The organism is Chryseobacterium aquifrigidense, from assembly GCF_006716485.1.
Taxonomy (GTDB): domain Bacteria; phylum Bacteroidota; class Bacteroidia; order Flavobacteriales; family Weeksellaceae; genus Chryseobacterium; species Chryseobacterium vietnamense.
In genome coordinates this window covers 731,869-749,257 of record NZ_VFPD01000001.1, presented here as the reverse complement: position 1 = coordinate 749,257, position 17,389 = coordinate 731,869, and the positions used below count along the sequence as shown (strand labels likewise).

Here is a 17,389-nt window from a genome sequence, read left to right as displayed (position 1 = left end):
AATAAATAAGTTATTGATTTGCAGTGACAAAATAGTCAAAAAACCGCAAAACACCTTTAACACAGACTGTTAAATAATAATAAATTTACGATCCTGTTTTTTAAATGTAAAATAAAGAATCTCCCGTTGCTTCTACAAGGGGAGATTCTTTATAAATGTAATATTTTAGTGCCGGATGCTATTCGTGCATTATCTTTTTAACTTCATTAAATTCACTTTCAATCAAAGGATCAGGCTTGTAAGTTAATAAAGAAACGATCACATTGGTTACCAGAGAAAGTACAAATCCAGGGATGATTTCGTACCAGTCTTTCAGTGGATGCTGAAGATAGACCCATGCTAATACAGTAATTCCTCCTGCCATCATCCCGGCAAAACCTCCCTGCCATGTCGCTTTTTTCCATAAAAGAGACAGCAGGATCAGCGGTCCGAATGCAGAACCAAAGCCTGCCCATGCATTTCCTACAAGATTAAGAATACTATCCTTGGGATCCAGGGATAAAAGTACCGCAATGACAGCTACAAGTAAAACAGAAAGTCTGCTTGCCATTAATAATTGTCTGGAATTTGCTTTTTTATTGAGAAAAGCTTTGTATATATCTTCTGTTAATGAGCTTGAAGTCACCAATAATTGCGAAGAAATAGTACTCATTACTGCTGCCAGAATTGCAGTAAGTAAAAATCCTGCAATAAACGGATGGAATAATATACGGGAGAAATAAATGAAAATAGTTTCCGCTTCCGTCTTTGATCCGTCAAATTTCATCATAGTATTCATATCGAATTTTTGCAGATAAGCAATTCCTACCAATCCTATGGCCAGTGCTCCGGCAACAGTAAATATCATCCATGTAATCCCAATACGTCTAGCTTTGATCAGATCTTTTGGCTTATCAATTGCCATAAAACGTACCAGAATATGGGGCTGACCACAATACCCTAATCCCCAGGCCAATAAAGAAACAATGCTTACGGTTGTTGTTCCTCTGAACAGGTCCAGATATTTTGGATTTTTTGCTTCAATCAGAGAAAAAGTCTCTCCCACACTTCCAATTTGGGTAATCGCTACAATCGGAACAATCACCAATGCCAGTACCATGATGGTTCCCTGCACAAAATCCGTAAGACTTACTGCCAGAAACCCACCTAAAAATGTATACAGCACTACCACCAGACTCGTCAGGAGAAGACCTACAGTATAGTCCATTCCGAAAGCAGATTCGAATAATTTTCCTCCGGATACCATGCCTGCAGAAGTATACAGGGTAAAAAATACCAGAATGAAAACAGACGACGTGATCTTCAGAAGCTGATTTTTATTTTTAAACCTGTTTTCAAAAAATACAGGCAGTGTAATAGCATTCTGTGCCACCTCTGTATAAATTCTGAGTCGTGGTGCTACAATAATATAATTGAGATAAGCACCAATTGTTAATCCTATCGCAATCCAGGAACTTGAAATTCCGGACAGATACATTGCTCCCGGAACGCCCATCAAAAGCCATCCGCTCATATCAGCTGCTCCTGCAGACAATGCTGTTACAGCAGCTCCCATTTTTCGGCCGCCAATTAAAAATTCTTCTGAATTACTTGTTGATTTTCTATAAGAATATATGCCTATACCTATCATTAATAACAGATACAACCCCACAGAAATCCCTTCATATACTTGCATATCATTATTTTTACGAAGCCGAATATAACCTTTTTTTGAAAAAGGCGGAATTCCCTTCCATAAACAGAATCTTATGAAAAATCCAAAAAAAACAGAAAATCAATAAAATTTTAACACATTAACAACAGTAGCATCAAGGATAAAAGAAATTTACTTTAATATCTTTCTTATTAAATATCCGTATACGAAGAAACTATTGATTACCGGTTTTAAACTTTATAAGAAGTTTTTCATCTTTCAGAAGATGACCTTCTTTAGAAATAAAGCCTTTATTGGTAAGGACAAACTCATACTCTTTATTAGGTTTAAGATCTACCAATACCAGCAAAGTTTTATTATTGTTTTCCATCCCTGCAATTTTGGTCATTGGATTATATTCTTTTCCCTTATCGGACAAATTGAAGGAATATTTTCCAGGAATCATTTCCTGTGAAAAAGTAATCCGGAGTTCTTTGGTATCAGCACTGACGTCTTCGGAACCATTGGCTGGCTCTATTTTCACTACATAAGGTAATTGATTTTGATATTCTTTGACAAGCGTACCCACTTTTTCTTTAAAAAACATCGATTTGTCCACGAAATCCTCAACAGCTTTATTATCACTATAGTTCAGTTCAATAATGTCTTTGATGGCCTGTTTTTTATCTTTTGTATTCTGGTAGTACATTTTACTGATCACATATCCTACGTAGTATCCTAAGTCTGCTTCCTCTCCTTTTTGTCTTCCATTATAAAACCAGTTGGCAAGATTACCGGTAAACATTTCTTTTTTAAACCGGGCTTTAATTTCAGCTTCATGAGCCATTCCGTAAGAAATATATTTTCTTTGCGCAGATTCATTCGTCACAAGTTCAGCAATCAGATCACATGATCCTTCCTTTATGGCCTGGTTTAAGACCCTGTTTTGATTTCCGTTTTGCTGGGTATGGATATATTCGTGAATATTCAGGGAAACGATATTATCCAGCGACTGATTGGCAAACATACCCTTCAGCCATTCATCTTTAAATTCCGAGACCTCCGTAGACCCAATTCCGGTGGCAAGCTCAGCACCTACCAACACCATATTTCCGCTCACCGTTCCTCCAGCGTTAAGTCCACCGATTGTAAAATACATTTCAGCATCTTTAAGTTCAGGATACAATTGCTTCAGCCTGGCAACACCGGCTTCCAACTCTTTGGTTTTGGTTTTTATCGTTAAGGTATTCGGTCTTACTGAATTCCAGAATTCAGGATATTTTTCTATAGCTTTTACATACACACTATCGTTATAATCTCTGGCATTCATAAAAGCTTTTAAGCCTTTTGTTGCTTTATCAGTATAAAGTCTTTTAATAAGATCAAGCTTTGTGGAATAATCATTTGTTTTTTGAATGCTGTCATAAGCCATCCAAAAATTATCAATATCTGAAGTAAAAATTTTGGTTGATTTCTGTGAAAAAGCGGTTACAAATACGAGTGAAAAAATAATGGTAGTAAAACGTTTCATGGTCATTTTTAATACGACAATTATACATACAATTATTGTATTTCACAACTATCTTTTACCTTATAAACACTATAGATTTTAAAAGAACAGGAGATAAAGGCATCGTATAATAACTCCAAAAAAGCGAAGCCAAAACAGGTGTTTTATTAATTATTTATATTAATTCCAAATAATTTTAATTCTTTCCATTTTATTGTCACAAATATTTAATACTTTAGCTTAATAATTTGAACGAATGGGAATAATCCTTAAACCAATTGATATTGTAGATGACATTTCACAAGAAGATTTCCGTGAAAAATATCTAAAGCCATGTAAGCCAGTGGTAATCAGAAATATGGCAAGAAAGTGGCCCGCCTATCAAAAGTGGACGATGGATTACATGAAGGAAGTAGTAGGCGACGTTGAAGTTCCCCTTTATGACAGTTCCAAAGCAGATCCTGCAGCTCCTATCAATACTCCGACTACGAAAATGCCATTTCGCGATTATGTGGACCTTATTCAGAGAGAGCCTACTGATCTGAGAATTTTCTTCTTTGACCCTATAAAATTTGCTCCCAAACTGCTGGACGATTATGTTCCGCCAAAGAATCTTATGGGGGGATTTTTAGATAAATATCCAAGTATGTTTTTCGGAGGTAAAGGTTCTGTGACTTTCCTTCATTACGATATCGACATGCCTCATATTTTCCACACTCACTTCAATGGAAGAAAACATGTCCTTCTATTTGAATACAAGTGGAAAACACGTCTGTATAAACTTCCTTACGCTACCTATGCACTGGAAGATTATGATATTTCCAATCCTGATTTTGAAAAATTCCCTGCCCTGGATGGTATAGAGGGAATTGAGTGCTTCCTGGAACACGGTGATACATTATTCATGCCTACAGGTTGGTGGCACTGGATGAAATATCTGGATGGATCTTTCTCTATTTCACTGCGTGCATGGGATAAAAGCTGGGCTGTAAAAGCACATTCTCTTTGGAATCTTGCTGTGCAGCGTAATTTTGACAATTTCATGAAAGCCCGATACAAAAAGAGGTATATGGACTGGAAAGAAAGAAAAGCTGTAGAAAGAGCCCATATTGCACTGAAAAAAGGGCTTCCGAAGAAGTAATAAAACTTTTTAAAATAATTAATGAAGTGGATGATTTACCCTGAGTCATCCACTTTTTATTATCTTTTGAGATGTATTGCAAAAAATAATTAAATTGCAAACGTTCCCTAATACAAATACACATATATGTTTGAAAAATTAATCGATAGCTTTGAAAAGCTATGCCTGCAAATCATTATTGAAATATTGTTAGTTCCGGTAACCATCTTCAAGTTGTTTCAGGACCCGCGACGTTGCTATGATTTGTCTGTTCACGAGATGGAAAAAGAAGAGCTTGACCGCTTTCGCGACTACTTATCTCCTATCAAACTTTCGGTTTATACATCGGTAATCGTTTCCGTTATTTTAATGGATTATGGTGGTGAGCACAATATTATTTCGAAGATCAAGGGACTCAGCATGGTAGAAAAAGCGCTGTTTATATTTTTAATGAATAATATTACTTCTGTTATATTTTCTGTTGCTATATTATGGTACAAAAAAGAGAAAGTGAATACAGTTACCTTCCGGACGTTATTATTTTCTTTTATTTATACAACGGTCTACACATCTACACCTTTTTTTATATTTATCAGCTCAGCTATGTTTCTGGGACAAACTTTGAATGCCAATGCTTATCTTGATCATTTGACGAAGGTAACTAAGCATGGAACAAGAGATTATTTGTTTTTTGTGGCCTTTCTGGTTTTTATCATCGTTGGAATTATCGGAATTTTCAAGCTTTTCAAAGCGTTGCACTACATCCTGAAGAATAATTTCAGCTACCATCCTTATATCGTATGGTTTTTCACCGTCCTTTTCTTCACTATTCAGCTTTATTATACTATGGGATTTATTTAAAATTATACTTTTTTCAGACATACTGGTCCGTTTATTTTCTACATTTGTAAAAATTTTATTTCATGCCCAAACCTCGCGAAAGAATTTTAAATACAGCAATGGTTCTATTCCATAGGCAAGGTTATAACAATACGGGTATTAATCAAATCATCGATGAAGCTGAGGTATCCAAAGCAAGTTTTTACCAGCATTTTAAATCTAAAGATGATCTTTGTATTGAATTTCTGAATAAAAGATATGATTACTGGGTGTCTGAACTGGAAAAATTCACCTCAGAAGCAGAAACACTGCAGGAAAAGTTTCAGAAGTCCTTTGATTTCCTGATTGACATGAATGAAAGAGAAGACTTCAGAGGATGCAGCTTTCTGAATATTTTGTCGGAGATTCCTGGAGATAAGGACGAAATTCACAAAGTCATCCGTGATCATAAAATTAAGCTGAGAGAATCCTTCAATGAGGACATTCAAAATGATATGGTTTCAGCACACATCTATCTTCTTTTTGAAAGCTCCATTCTCACCAGCCAGCTTTACAGATCGAATGAATTAATTGAAAAGTCTAAAATTATCGTGCAGGATCTATTGAGTACTTCTCACTAAACGGAAATTCCAGGATTGGGCTAAGCCAATAGAATTATTTACAATATGTAAGGCGGGCTAAAGCCCACCCCTATTGAATTTTAACAACAAGATCTTTCATCTTTCATCTTTCATCTTTTATCTTTTATCTTACAAAACCCTCTATATTAACAATTCTTAAGAAAACCTTAATTTTCTCTTCAACTCCTTTTCCAAACAGACGTTTAATTTTGTTGTGATTTTTATCTAAAAGTAAGAAAAGTGAGAAAAATTTTTACATCTGTTTTATTTTGTGCTTCTATTTTTTTCTATGCACAAACCGGCTCTTTGTCCGGAAACATCAATGACGATTCTAAAATTGCCCTGCCAGGAGCCAAGATCTCTCTAAGCCCGGGAAATATATATACAACCTCGGATGAGCACGGAAATTTTGTATTTCTGAATGTTCCTCCGGGAAGTTATACCATGAAAATTGATTATCTCGGTTATGGAGTGCATGAGTACAATGTGACAGTAGAACCAGAAAAAAACACCCGTCAGAATATTATTTTCGACAAGAAAGAAACATCAATTGCGGCTATTGTAGTTTCGGGAGCTACGCTGAAAAATCAGGCAAGAGCTTTAAACAAGCAAAAAAATAACGCCAATATCACCAATGTGATTTCTTCAGATCAGATCGGACGTTTTCCAGATGCCAATATCGGGGATGCTTTGAAACGTGTTCCGGGAATTACGATTCAAAATGACCAGGGTGAAGCCAGAAACCTTATCATCAGAGGGCTTGCACCTAATCTTAACTCAGTTACCCTGAATGGAGACCGAATTCCGTCTGCTGAGGGAGATAACCGCAACGTACAGATGGACCTGATTCCGTCTGACATGATTTCCACCATAGAAGTTAACAAGACTTTAACTCCGGATATGGATGCCGATGCCATCGGAGGTTCTGTCAATCTGATTACCAGAGCCTCCCCGAACGGACAAAGAATATCTGCAACCGTTGCCGGAGGCTACAATCCCATCCGTGAAAAAGGAAATTACACCGCCGGATTTGTCTATGGAAACCGATTTCTGGATAAAAAATTAGGCGCTGTATTCAGTTTTTCCTATAACAACAACAATTTCGGTTCTGATAATATAGAACCTGTATGGAGCCAGGCCAATGATCTTGCCCAAACGGTTTACGTGAGTAAAATGGGAGTCCGCTATTATAATGAACACCGTATCAGACACAGCTTTGATCTTAATATGGATTACGAATTTAACTCCAAAAACAAGATCTATGCTTCTGCAATGTACAACTTCAGAAATGATAAAGAAACCCGGTATGCCTTAGGATATAAAATAAAACCAGTCTACAATGCTGATGAAACTGAGATTACAGACTGGAAAGGAAGCATTACAAGACAGAATAAAGGTGGCGATGCTGATAACGACAATACCCGTCTGGAAAAACAAAGAGTTCAGAACTATGCTTTAAGAGGAGAACATTTATTAGGATCTAAAGTGGATCTTGACTGGTCCGTCAACTATGCCATAGCCAGTGAAGACAAGCCTCATCAGCGTTATATTGAGTTTGAAAACAGCAAGATGAACTTCTCTCCCAACCTTAGCAATCCTGAAAAACCGATGTTCAATCTCCTTGCTGCGGATAACCTGGGAAGCTATAAACTGAGTGACCTTTCGGATGCCAATAGCTTTACACAGGAAAAAGAGCTGGGAGCAAAAGTGAATGTACGTTTTCCGTTCTCTGTGATTGATGGTCAGAAAGGACGTCTTCGTACCGGTTTCCGTATGCGTTTGAAGAAAAAGGAAAGAGAGAATGATTTCTATGCTTTTACCCCTGTCAACAATATGGGAAGTCTCTTATCTGTACCCACAATACATCTTGACGGTCAGAACTTCCAGCCGGGAAATTATGTTCCGGGAACATTCGTTGATCCTTCTTTCCTTGGAGGGTTGGATTTATTTAATCCTGCGTTGTTTAATGGTAAGCTGAAACCTGAAAAGTATCTTTCCAGCAACTACAATGCAAAAGAGCAGATTTATGCAGGCTATATCCGTTGGGATCAGGATTTTAATGACAAACTATCCATGATCGTGGGAGCTCGTCTTGAAACAACACAAATTGATTACACCGGAAACTATGTGATGAATGAAAAAGATCTGGTAGGGAAAATCAATAATACCAATACGTACACAAACGTACTTCCGAATATTTCCTTTAAGTATGTTCCGATGCAGGACCTTGTCCTTCGTGCAGCATTTACTACCGCTCTTGCCCGTCCGAATTACTACTCATTGGTTCCTTATCTGAATGTTATTTCAGAAGATGAAATTGTTGCAGCAGGAAATCCTCATCTAAAGGCAACCTATGCTTATAATTTTGATTTCATGGCTGAAAAATATTTCAAGTCTGTCGGAATTCTTTCCGGAGGATTTTTTTATAAAAACCTGAATAACTTTATTTATACCTATTCGAAAAGAAATTATACAGCCAATGATTTCGCTAATGATTTTGCAGGACAGACCAACCCTATTCCAGCCGGAGAAAACAACTGGAAATTTACGCAGCAGCGTAACGGAGACAATGTAGATATTTATGGTTTTGAAGTTGCCTTACAAAGACAGCTCGATTTTATTCCCGGAGCTTTCTGGAAAGGACTGGGTGTTTATGTCAACTATACTTATACAAAATCCAAAGCAAAAGGAATTACCAATGAAGAAGGGATTGAAAGAACAGATGTAGGATTTCCGGGAGCTGCCCCTCATATGTTCAACGGATCTTTATCGTGGGAAAACAAGCGTTTTTCGGCCAGAATCTCCATGAATTATGCTTCTCATTATATTGATGAGCTCGGTGGCAAGGCATTTGATGACCGTTATTATGATAAACAGTTTTTCCTTGATGCCAACGCTTCCTACAAGATTACGAGCAAGCTCAGAGTTTTTGCAGAAGCCAATAATCTGACCAATCAGCCGTTAAGATACTATCAGGGAATCCCCAGCAGAACCGCTCAGGCTGAATATTACAGACCGAGGTTTACGATGGGAGTGAAATTTGATTTTTAAATAAGCATGAAAAACATACAATATATACTGGCTCTTTCAGTTCTTCCTTTTGTGATCAACTGTACAGGGCAGAAAGAAGTTACGGAAAAATTAAAACCTACTGTTATCACGGAGACAGTGGTTCATGATACAGATGATCCTGCTATATGGATTAATCCTCAGGATGCCTCAAAAAGCATCATCATCGGAACAGATAAAGATACTGATGGAGGATTGTATGCCTTTGATCTTAACGGAAAAATCATCAATAAGGTTTTAGGATTAAGACGTCCTAACAACGTTGATCTTGAATATGGTTTTATTTTAAATGGAAAGAAAACGGACATTGCTGCCGTAACGGAAAGGGAAACCAATAAAGTAAAATTATATTCGCTTCCCGACCTGAAAGAAGTGGGAGAAATCTCTGTATTTGACGGAGAATCAGAACGTGGCCCAATGGGAATTTCTCTCTATAAAAATCCTGAGACAGATGAAATATTTGTCATTGTGGGAAGAAAATCAGGCCCTGCTGACGGCTATCTATGGCAGTATAAGCTTTCTGAAAAAAACGGTTCCGTCACCGGAGAAGTTGTCCGTAAATTTGGGAAATACAGCGGTCTGAAAGAGATTGAAAGCATTGCTGTAGATGATGAAATGGGTTATATTTATTACTCTGATGAACAGTTCGGGGTTCACAAATATTATGCTGATCCGGAAAAAGGAAATGAGGAACTGGCAGTTTTCGGAAAAGGCGATTTTAAATCTGATGTGGAAGGAATTTCCATCTATCCTACTGCTGAAGGGAAAGGCTATATTCTGGTTTCCAATCAGCAGAATGATACTTTCAATGTATATTTGAGAGAAGATCAGTCCAAAGGAAGAATTGCAGAAATTCCTGTTTCTACGCTGGAAAGTGATGGGTCTGAAGTGACAAATGTTAACTTAGGTCCAAAATTTCCGAAAGGAGTTTTTGTTGCAATGAGCAACGGAAGAGTATTTCATTTTTATGATTGGAGAGAGGTTGAGAAAGCCATCAAATCTGCGGTGAAAGCCAAAAAATAAATACATTTTAAACCATTAAGGCTAATAAGGTTTTAAGAGCATTAAGCTGAACCGCACTGTCATTGCTAACCAAAGGTGAAGCAATCTCATGAGCTGAGTTCAACTTAATGCTCTTCTTTTGTTCTTAATTAACAAGACTTTAGAATTCTTCAACGCAAAGGTTATTTTGCATTACGTACTATTTTTAGGAAGCTAAGAAGAGTCGATTTTCAATCGGCTCATAAAGCAGAAGGTTATTCATAGCAGCTTTGTGACTCTACTTTCGTTTCTATCACTACATTTTTACTGCACATGTTTCCTTAAAAATTCTGCGGTGAATGATTTTTTATTTTTTAACAGATCCACCGGAGTTCCTTCAAACAATACTTTACCTCCAAATTTCCCTGCGCCGGGTCCCATATCAATAATCCAGTCTGCTTGTGAAATGATATCAAGATTGTGTTCGATAACAATCAGCGTATTATTCTGATCCACAAGACCTTTAAAAAATGTAAGCAGTTTTTGGGTATCACTTGGATGCAGCCCTGTACTGGGTTCATCAAGAATAATGATCTGATTGGTATTTTTCAGTTCTCTTGTCAGTTTCAGGCGTTGTCTTTCGCCTCCGGAAAAGCTGTCCAGCCTTTGTCCTAAGGTCAGATAATCCAGTCCCAACTGTATCAGCAGATCAAAATTTCTGAGCACAAATTCATCCTTAAAAAAATCAGTGGCTTCAGAAACCGTCAGGTTCATCACTTCAGCAATTGTTTTTCCATGGTATGTAAATTTCAGTACATCGGGATCAAATCCTGAACCTCCACACACTTCACAAGGCTGCTCAATATCATCCATAAAAGCAAGGTCAATCTTTTCTATTCCCAATCCTTTACAGTTTTTACAGGCTCCTTCACTGTTTCTGCTGAACAGTTTATCAGAAACATGATTAGACTGCGCAAAAAGCTTACGTACAATATCTGATATTCCCAGATAAGTAAGCAAATTGGAACGGGCACTCGCAGCAAACAGAGATTGATCGATAATGGTCACATCCGGATAAAGTTCCGGCAGAATACGGTTAATCAGAGTACTTTTGCCGGATCCTGCGACTCCTGTTACAACGGTCATTACTCCGGTCGGAATATTTACGGTCACATTTTTAAGATTATACCTATTCGCATTTTTAATTTTCAGGTAACCATCCGGCTTTCTGAATTTTTGTTTGATGGAAGGTTTCTTTGCGAAATAAGAACCTGTTTTGCCAGCCGATTTTTTTAAGTTTTTAAATGTCCCGTCATAGACCACTTCTCCTCCATTTCTTCCTGAACCTGGCCCTATATCAATAATATGGTCTGCCATTTTTATCAGATCCGGATCATGCTCTACGATTAAAACAGAGTTTCCTTTATCCCTTATCTGCTGGATGATGGTGATGATGTTCTGCAAATCTTTCGGATGAAGACCAATACTGGGTTCATCAAATATATATAAAAGATCTACCAGACTGTTTCCAAGGCTTCTTACCATTTTTATACGCTGAGACTCTCCTCCGGAAAGCGTGTTGGTACTTCTGTCAAGAGTCAGATACTGTAGTCCGATCGTGATGATATTCTGCAGTTTTGCGGAAAGCTCTTTGATGACAACTTCATATTGCTTTGAATCCAGTGAAGTAATAAACTCAAGCAGTTCATCTACGGAAAGTTCCATACAATCAGCAATATTTTTACCTTCGATCTTACAGGACAATATTTTTTCATTTAACCGTTTTCCGTTGCATGATGGGCAGGTCTTGGTGATCACAATATTCTTCAGAGCATCTTTTCTTGTGATGTTTTCTTTAGAATCTTTTTTCAGAAATGCTTTTTCGATTCTTGGAACAATTCCTTCATATTTTACCGTTTTCCCCCATTCTTTATGAGGATGTTTAGGCTTGTGCTCCGGTGCATACAACAGGATTTCCCATTCTTTATCGGAGAAATCTTTCAGCTTCTTATCATTATCGAAATACCCTGACAAAGTATATCTTGTTAAGCGCCATCCTCCAGGCTGAAAAGTCGGAAAGCGGACAGCTCCTTCATGCAAAGATTTGTTATGGTCAATCAAGGTATTCACGTTCAAAGTCTGCACAAATCCTAATCCTTCACACTCCGGACACATTCCCTGAGGATGATTAAATGAAAAAACGTTAGAATATCCTACAAACGGCTCTCCCATCCTCGAAAACAGCAGTCTCAGGGAAGCAGACACATCCGCAGCCGTTCCCACCGTAGATCTGGCATTTCCGCCCAGCCGTTTTTGATTGATGATGATAGGAACATTAAGGTTTTCAATTTTATCTACATCCGGAACTCCATAATGCTGCAGACGGTTTCGGATAAAGCTGTTCTGGGTTTCATTAATCTGTCTCTGTGCCTCGGCTCCTATGGTTTCAAAAACCAAAGATGATTTTCCGGATCCTGATACTCCCGTAAAAACCACGATCCTGTACTTTGGAATTTTTATGGAAATATTTTTGAGATTATTTTGCCGGGCATTGGTAATTTCTATATTTTCCATATTTAAAATGCTTAACTTTGTTAATAATTAACTAAGTTAAGTATATTTATAATGAAACCCATTGAAAAAGAATTTTTTAACACATTTACGGATTTCCAATGTCTCATTCTGGCACACATGAACCGGGGCGATATTAACGGAGTCACTGCAGCTCATTATAATATCATTGAATTTATTTTAAGAAAAGGAACAGCCACGGGAGGAGAAATATCTACTGCATTTAATATCAGCCAGGCAGCCATTTCAAAACAGTTGAAATTTTTGATCAGCCATGATTTTATTATCAGAAAACAGGAGAAAACAGATCATAGAAAATTCAATCTTTCAGTAACGGATAAGGGAAGATTTATCATAGAAAATTCAGAGACATTCCGTAAGAATATTACACGGCAGACAGCTTCTATCCTTAGTTCTAAAGAACTGGAAAATTTTAATTATCTGCTGTGTAAAGTTTTGAATGAAATAAAACTGTAATACCCTGCTCTTACTTATAGGTTCCAAATATTCTGTCCCAGATAGATGTATAGAAACCGAAATTTTTACTTTCATCCAAATGATGCTGATTATGAAACCTGGTTGTACCCACAAAAAAGCGGTCAAAAGAAGCCGGAAAAAATTCCCTGTTCAGATGCCCTATGGTTCCCCAGATAAGGTTCAGCAAAAGATAAATGGAAATAGAAACTACAGAAAAGTTATATCCTACGAGTAAAACCAGCAGCATCAGTCCAAATCCTATGGTTTCCAAAGGATGCAGAACAAAAAGGCTTAAAAAATTGGTACTGACATGCTCGTGGTGCTTTCCGTGCAGCACTTTATAGAGAAAAGGTAAATGCGCTGTAAAATGGAAGAAATACATCAGAAGATCCATTAAAAGCAGTAAAACAGCGACTTCGGTTATTATTCCAAGTACGGATTGTGTCTGTCCAAGCAGTATCCATCCGTTTTTCCATAAGAAAGCTCCCAAAAGCATAACAAAGCTGTTACATACTATGGTAAGAAAGCTGAGATAAAAGTCGGATCTGGTAACAGGATGGTTTTTTTCCTGCAACTGACTTTTTCGGCAAGTTTTTTCGATAAAAATATATAAACCTATAGAAAACAGATATAGACAAACATTAGCGATCAGGCTGAATATAATCCATTCCGGCCATGAAAACTGCCAAAACATCTGTAAATAACCGGAAAGTTCTGCCTGAGTAAAATTCATAAGTCCTTCATCTTTCTTCTTGATGTTATAAAGGTATGAATTTCACTGTAAAATCAACTGATAAAGTACATTCCGGGTCTTATTTCTGTCTTGCCTTCCTTCTGAGCTCGCGCAGCCTTGATGTAAGTTTTTTCCTCAGATCGTTATGATAGGCACGGTAATTTTTGATGCTGTTTTCCAGATTTTTTTTATTAAGCAAATATTCCTCGTACAGATGCCCCAGTTCTGAAATCTGGGTCATCACCTCCGAAGGGTGGCTTTCAGGATCTTCCGCAGCTTCTATCAGCAGACGGTAATATTCAATACGGCTGGTCAGGTTCATGTGAAGTTTTGGTTCTATTCCCTGCATGATTTTATGATTTTATAGTGTTTCTGAATAAGTAAAAGGACAAAAAGGTTTTATCCTTTTACTATTCGATATATTATTTTTACTATTAAATAAATCTTTTAATTTTTTTTTCCTGAACCATTAAGACGGTATTAAGGTGCTAAGATGATGAAGATAAGCTTCGCATTAAATTAAAATCAGAATGATTGGTCCTTAACTGTACTTTATTTCTTCAAGCTTCTTAATGGTTTAAAATATTGACATTCATTTTCTTTCTTTGTCTTTTTCATTCAAATTATTTTTCCATCATCACCGGGGGCACATCACTCTGATATACAATCTTAACTTTTCCATTCTTTTCGTACCCTGCCGATTTGAAATAACCTCCGTTAAGAGCAGAATAAATAAGGGTTTCATTAGGATCCCCCAAAGGTAATAAGGGAAACTCTGCATATTCATTAACAATGATCTGCGGTGAAATTCCACTGCTGTATTCTCCGGCTCCGCTGGCATTAAATACTTTATAAATAACCGGATGAATCTGCCACGAAATTTTTCTGGGTTTACGTTTATCTTCCACTACAAATCCTGCCATATCTTTCCCCAGTGTGGTATCTCCCATTTGAATCACCTGCATATACGGTTTCAGATTGTTCACCACAATTTCAGCTGCAGAAGCTGTACTGTTCGATGTGAGAATAAATACTTTCTGTAATCCCAATGCATTAGTACGCAACGTTGTAAAGTCCAGCGCTTTGGGATCATAAGCAATTTGCTGGGCAAAAGTTCTTTTTACTTCACCTCCATTTTTATTTCCTTTAAAAATAATGAATGGTGAACCGGATGATAATCCTGAAGGAATCAATGAACACAGTGCCGCAGCTGAAGACACCGAACCTCCATAATTATAACGAAGATCGAGAATCAGTTCCTGTACTCCGGCCATTTTGAATTCCCCAAACTTTTGGTACAAGGTCTGTGTCATTCCGTCAGGAAAATCATAGATGTACAGATAGCCCACTTTTTTACCGTTTTTTTCAAAGATTTTGCTTAAAACTGGCTGTTCAAAAGAGAAACCATAGTAAACGGTAATATTTTTTTCATCTGTAATGCCACCGTTTTGCCACTTTCCAACGGTAAGTTCTACAACGGTCTGATCTTTAATAGATGAAGCCATTGCTTCGGCATTAGCAGCGGTCATTGCTTTTCCATTCACTTTGGTAATGATCATTCCTCTTTCCAGCCCTGCATTGAAAGCCGGAGAATTTTGAAGCACCAGTTTAACCACAGTAACTACCTCATTATTGGCCAGTTTAACAATGGTATAATCAAAACCGTACATATTCCTTATAGAGCGTGGATACGAAGAAGAATCTTCAGTATTTACCATGAAAGAAAACCGATCTTTGGAAGATAGCAGACTTTGGAAAAAATCTTTTACAGGAAGCTGATAATCCGGCTTTGCAGGCATCTCATCTGCCCAGTAATAATAGCGTTTCATGCTGTCCTGAACCCATAGATTTACACTTTCTGTACTTCCTTCCGGAAAGACGGGTGCATTTTCGTCATTATTATTCGTACACGAAATAAGAAAGACTGCGATAGCAATACACTGAAGTTTTAAAAAGATTTTCATACGTAATTACAGATATTCTGATACATCAATATCTCCTTTTACCACCCATTCTCCGTTTTCCATTTTTTCCTGAAGGACAATCATATTAGCTCCCGTGTGCTGTTTTAGTTTCACCTGAATCATCTTAGTTCCTGCATAAGGCTCTGTAGTTCCCGGCTTGTATAATTCGAGATATACAGGAGCTGTTGAGCTGAAGAAACTATAGATTTTCACTGTCGTAAAATTATCTTTTCCAATGGTATCGAACTCAGCAAGCACTACTCCATTTTCTCTTTTCAGAACACCTTTCACATCTTTCAGTGGGGTTCCGGAAAATTCGCCAAGATTGGGAAAAATAAATTCAAAACCTACCTTCCCGAGATTCACCTGGGGTTTTACCGCATAGGTCTGCAGATAAATTCCGGGAAGATTAAAGAAATACAGGTTTTTATAATCATTTATATTGTCATATGTAATATTGTATTTTGCAATTTCAGCGCCTGTTTCATTATTGTAGACAGACAATTTATTGATTTCTCCCTGATCCAGAACAAACTGAAGCTGGGTTTCTATTTTATTGGTGTAAGACGTTTTTCCATCAATAGATACAGGTTGTCCGTTAAACCTCAACTGAAGTACATCAGGTTTGGAAAATCCTTTGATATTAACTTCTCCGGGTTTCTGTACAGTATCATACAGCTCCATCGTATTGTTGTCTGTACATGAGAAAAGTACAGTAAAAAACAGTAGTAATGCGAAGATTTTATTCATCTTTCTTCAATTATTTCTTGTAAAAACTTAAAAATATTGCCCGGCCCATGAGCCGGGCAATATATAATTATAAAAAAACTAGTTGGATATATCTGGATAGCCTTTCAAAGAGTATCCATTCTTTTATATTAAAATTTCATGGTGTTTCTAAAATCAGATTCTAAGGGGATAGAATGATTATTTTTTAATAAACTTCAGCCTTTCCGTAGTCTTTCCATCTGTAATTTCTGCAATATAAGATCCGGATGTAAGACCTGCTGTGTTGATCGCTTTAGAATATTGGGCGGTAAGTACTTTTTGTCCTGCCGCATTGTAAATATTGACCATAGTTGTATTTTCTTTCAAAGCCGGGTTAAGCTGCAGCTGTAAAGATTCTCTTACCGGATTTTCTGCTATTTGTGTTATAATTTTGTTGTTTTTTACATCCTTAGTTCCCAAAAATGAAGTAGCGTAAATTCCTATTTCATCAATATTAATGTTCTGGACATTATTTCCACTTGTTTTTCTGTTTGACCACATTCCGATATAGATCTTTTTCCCGGCAAAAGCAGAAAGATCAACAAGGGATTCTACAAACTGGGTAAGATCAGCCGGAAAAGGATTGGCTGAATCACCTACCTGTATTTTATACATACTCTGAACATCATTTCCCTCTGCATCTACTGTCATCGCCTGAAAGTCCGACAACGTAGGAACTTCTTTCTGCGGTGTGCTTACATAGATAAAAAGCTCTCTGGCAACAATCGTATGAGTAGATCTCTGTCTCCCGATATAGGCGGCCAGCGTAACGGTTCCTGCAGTATTGGTAAGATCAATCTGAGGAGAAATAATCCAGTCATTTTCGGTAGCAAATCCAGTAGCACTTCCACTTGGAACCAAACTTATAGAATGGCGTAGAACGCCGGCAGTTCCATAGGCTAAAGCAGTTCCGTTGTGATAGATGTTCTCTCCTTGTATCCATCCATTGCCATTGCTGTTAAGGTCATGAAAGGTCCATCCCTGCAGATCGGCAGGAGTATCAAAAGAATTTCCCCATACCAGAGACTGTGCTGCAGCCAGGTGAGATAAAAACAGAACAGATGATAAAATTATTTTTTTCATAATACTGATGATTAAAATTT

Annotated in this window: 14 protein-coding genes; 6 read left to right on the top strand and 8 right to left on the bottom strand. The window is 37.3% G+C overall.

The genetic code is table 11. The features are described from left to right. Positions 1-178 precede the first annotated feature (178 nt). A complete protein-coding gene (gene putP, locus FB551_RS03325; RefSeq protein ID WP_142014985.1) occupies positions 179-1,675 on the bottom strand; it encodes a sodium/proline symporter PutP in 1,497 nt (498 codons plus the stop codon). 193 nt (positions 1,676-1,868) lie between these two features. Then, a complete protein-coding gene (locus tag FB551_RS03320) occupies positions 1,869-3,164 on the bottom strand; it encodes an Ig-like domain-containing protein (RefSeq protein WP_167497816.1) in 1,296 nt (431 codons plus the stop codon). A 235-nt stretch (positions 3,165-3,399) separates the two neighbouring features. Here FB551_RS03320 and FB551_RS03315 point away from each other — a divergent pair, with 235 nt between their 5' ends. The 5 genes from FB551_RS03315 (at position 3,400) to FB551_RS03295 (ending at position 9,815) form a co-directional block, all read left to right on the top strand. After that, positions 3,400-4,284 (top strand): cupin-like domain-containing protein, encoded by an 885-nt coding sequence (locus FB551_RS03315; RefSeq protein WP_047431565.1) that lies wholly within the window; start codon positions 3,400-3,402, stop codon positions 4,282-4,284. 126 nt (positions 4,285-4,410) lie between these two features. After that, positions 4,411-5,124 (top strand): hypothetical protein, encoded by a 714-nt coding sequence (locus tag FB551_RS03310; protein WP_142014980.1) that lies wholly within the window; start codon positions 4,411-4,413, stop codon positions 5,122-5,124. A 62-nt stretch (positions 5,125-5,186) separates the two neighbouring features. Next, complete coding sequence (locus FB551_RS03305) at positions 5,187-5,723, top strand: TetR/AcrR family transcriptional regulator (protein ID WP_142014978.1); 537 nt, start codon at positions 5,187-5,189, stop codon at positions 5,721-5,723. Positions 5,724-5,963: 240 nt separating this feature from the next. Continuing rightward, the gene (locus FB551_RS03300; protein ID WP_047431573.1) at positions 5,964-8,774 is read left to right on the top strand and encodes a TonB-dependent receptor; all 2,811 of its coding nucleotides are present in this window, start codon (positions 5,964-5,966) and stop codon (positions 8,772-8,774) included. A 6-nt stretch (positions 8,775-8,780) separates the two neighbouring features. After that, on the top strand, positions 8,781-9,815 hold the full coding sequence (locus tag FB551_RS03295; protein WP_142014976.1) for a phytase: 1,035 nt from the start codon (positions 8,781-8,783) through the stop codon (positions 9,813-9,815). A gap of 282 nt (positions 9,816-10,097) precedes the next feature. Here the strand turns inward: FB551_RS03295 and FB551_RS03290 are convergent, their stop codons facing one another. Further along, positions 10,098-12,347, bottom strand: a complete 2,250-nt coding sequence (locus FB551_RS03290) for an ATP-binding cassette domain-containing protein (protein ID WP_142014974.1) — start codon at positions 12,345-12,347, stop codon at positions 10,098-10,100. A 51-nt stretch (positions 12,348-12,398) separates the two neighbouring features. Between FB551_RS03290 and FB551_RS03285 the strand changes: the two genes are divergently transcribed. Continuing rightward, positions 12,399-12,821 (top strand): MarR family winged helix-turn-helix transcriptional regulator, encoded by a 423-nt coding sequence (locus FB551_RS03285; protein ID WP_142014972.1) that lies wholly within the window; start codon positions 12,399-12,401, stop codon positions 12,819-12,821. A 10-nt stretch (positions 12,822-12,831) separates the two neighbouring features. Here the strand turns inward: FB551_RS03285 and FB551_RS03280 are convergent, their stop codons facing one another. From FB551_RS03280 to FB551_RS03260, 5 genes are all read right to left on the bottom strand, one after another. Beyond that, positions 12,832-13,554, bottom strand: a complete 723-nt coding sequence (locus FB551_RS03280) for a sterol desaturase family protein (protein ID WP_142014971.1) — start codon at positions 13,552-13,554, stop codon at positions 12,832-12,834. A gap of 79 nt (positions 13,555-13,633) precedes the next feature. After that, positions 13,634-13,903 carry a hypothetical protein gene (locus FB551_RS03275; protein ID WP_047431584.1) on the bottom strand — a complete coding sequence of 90 codons (270 nt, stop codon included), beginning with the start codon at positions 13,901-13,903 and terminating at the stop codon, positions 13,634-13,636. A gap of 274 nt (positions 13,904-14,177) precedes the next feature. Further along, positions 14,178-15,518, bottom strand: coding sequence for a S41 family peptidase (locus tag FB551_RS03270; protein ID WP_142014968.1), 1,341 nt, complete (start codon positions 15,516-15,518; stop codon positions 14,178-14,180). Between the two features lie 6 nt (positions 15,519-15,524). Beyond that, positions 15,525-16,268 (bottom strand): hypothetical protein, encoded by a 744-nt coding sequence (locus FB551_RS03265; protein ID WP_226798608.1) that lies wholly within the window; start codon positions 16,266-16,268, stop codon positions 15,525-15,527. 177 nt (positions 16,269-16,445) lie between these two features. After that, on the bottom strand, positions 16,446-17,369 hold the full coding sequence (locus FB551_RS03260; protein WP_142014965.1) for a T9SS-dependent choice-of-anchor J family protein: 924 nt from the start codon (positions 17,367-17,369) through the stop codon (positions 16,446-16,448). Positions 17,370-17,389 lie beyond the last annotated feature (20 nt).

Bases quoted from the DNA above. Each gene is read 5' to 3' on its own strand.
- FB551_RS03260 (WP_142014965.1), bottom strand. From the start codon at position 17,369: ATGAAAAAAATAATTTTATCATCTGTTCTGTTTTTATCTCACCTGGCT.
- FB551_RS03320 (WP_167497816.1), bottom strand. From the start codon at position 3,164: ATGAAACGTTTTACTACCATTATTTTTTCACTCGTATTTGTAACCGCT.
- FB551_RS03295 (WP_142014976.1), top strand. From the start codon at position 8,781: ATGAAAAACATACAATATATACTGGCTCTTTCAGTTCTTCCTTTTGTG.
- FB551_RS03265 (WP_226798608.1), bottom strand. From the start codon at position 16,268: ATGAATAAAATCTTCGCATTACTACTGTTTTTTACTGTACTTTTCTCA.
- FB551_RS03290 (WP_142014974.1), bottom strand. From the start codon at position 12,347: ATGGAAAATATAGAAATTACCAATGCCCGGCAAAATAATCTCAAAAAT.
- FB551_RS03275 (WP_047431584.1), bottom strand. From the start codon at position 13,903: ATGCAGGGAATAGAACCAAAACTTCACATGAACCTGACCAGCCGTATT.
- FB551_RS03285 (WP_142014972.1), top strand. From the start codon at position 12,399: ATGAAACCCATTGAAAAAGAATTTTTTAACACATTTACGGATTTCCAA.
- FB551_RS03305 (WP_142014978.1), top strand. From the start codon at position 5,187: ATGCCCAAACCTCGCGAAAGAATTTTAAATACAGCAATGGTTCTATTC.
- FB551_RS03310 (WP_142014980.1), top strand. From the start codon at position 4,411: ATGTTTGAAAAATTAATCGATAGCTTTGAAAAGCTATGCCTGCAAATC.
- FB551_RS03280 (WP_142014971.1), bottom strand. From the start codon at position 13,554: ATGAATTTTACTCAGGCAGAACTTTCCGGTTATTTACAGATGTTTTGG.
- FB551_RS03315 (WP_047431565.1), top strand. From the start codon at position 3,400: ATGGGAATAATCCTTAAACCAATTGATATTGTAGATGACATTTCACAA.
- FB551_RS03270 (WP_142014968.1), bottom strand. From the start codon at position 15,518: ATGAAAATCTTTTTAAAACTTCAGTGTATTGCTATCGCAGTCTTTCTT.
- putP (WP_142014985.1), bottom strand. From the start codon at position 1,675: ATGCAAGTATATGAAGGGATTTCTGTGGGGTTGTATCTGTTATTAATG.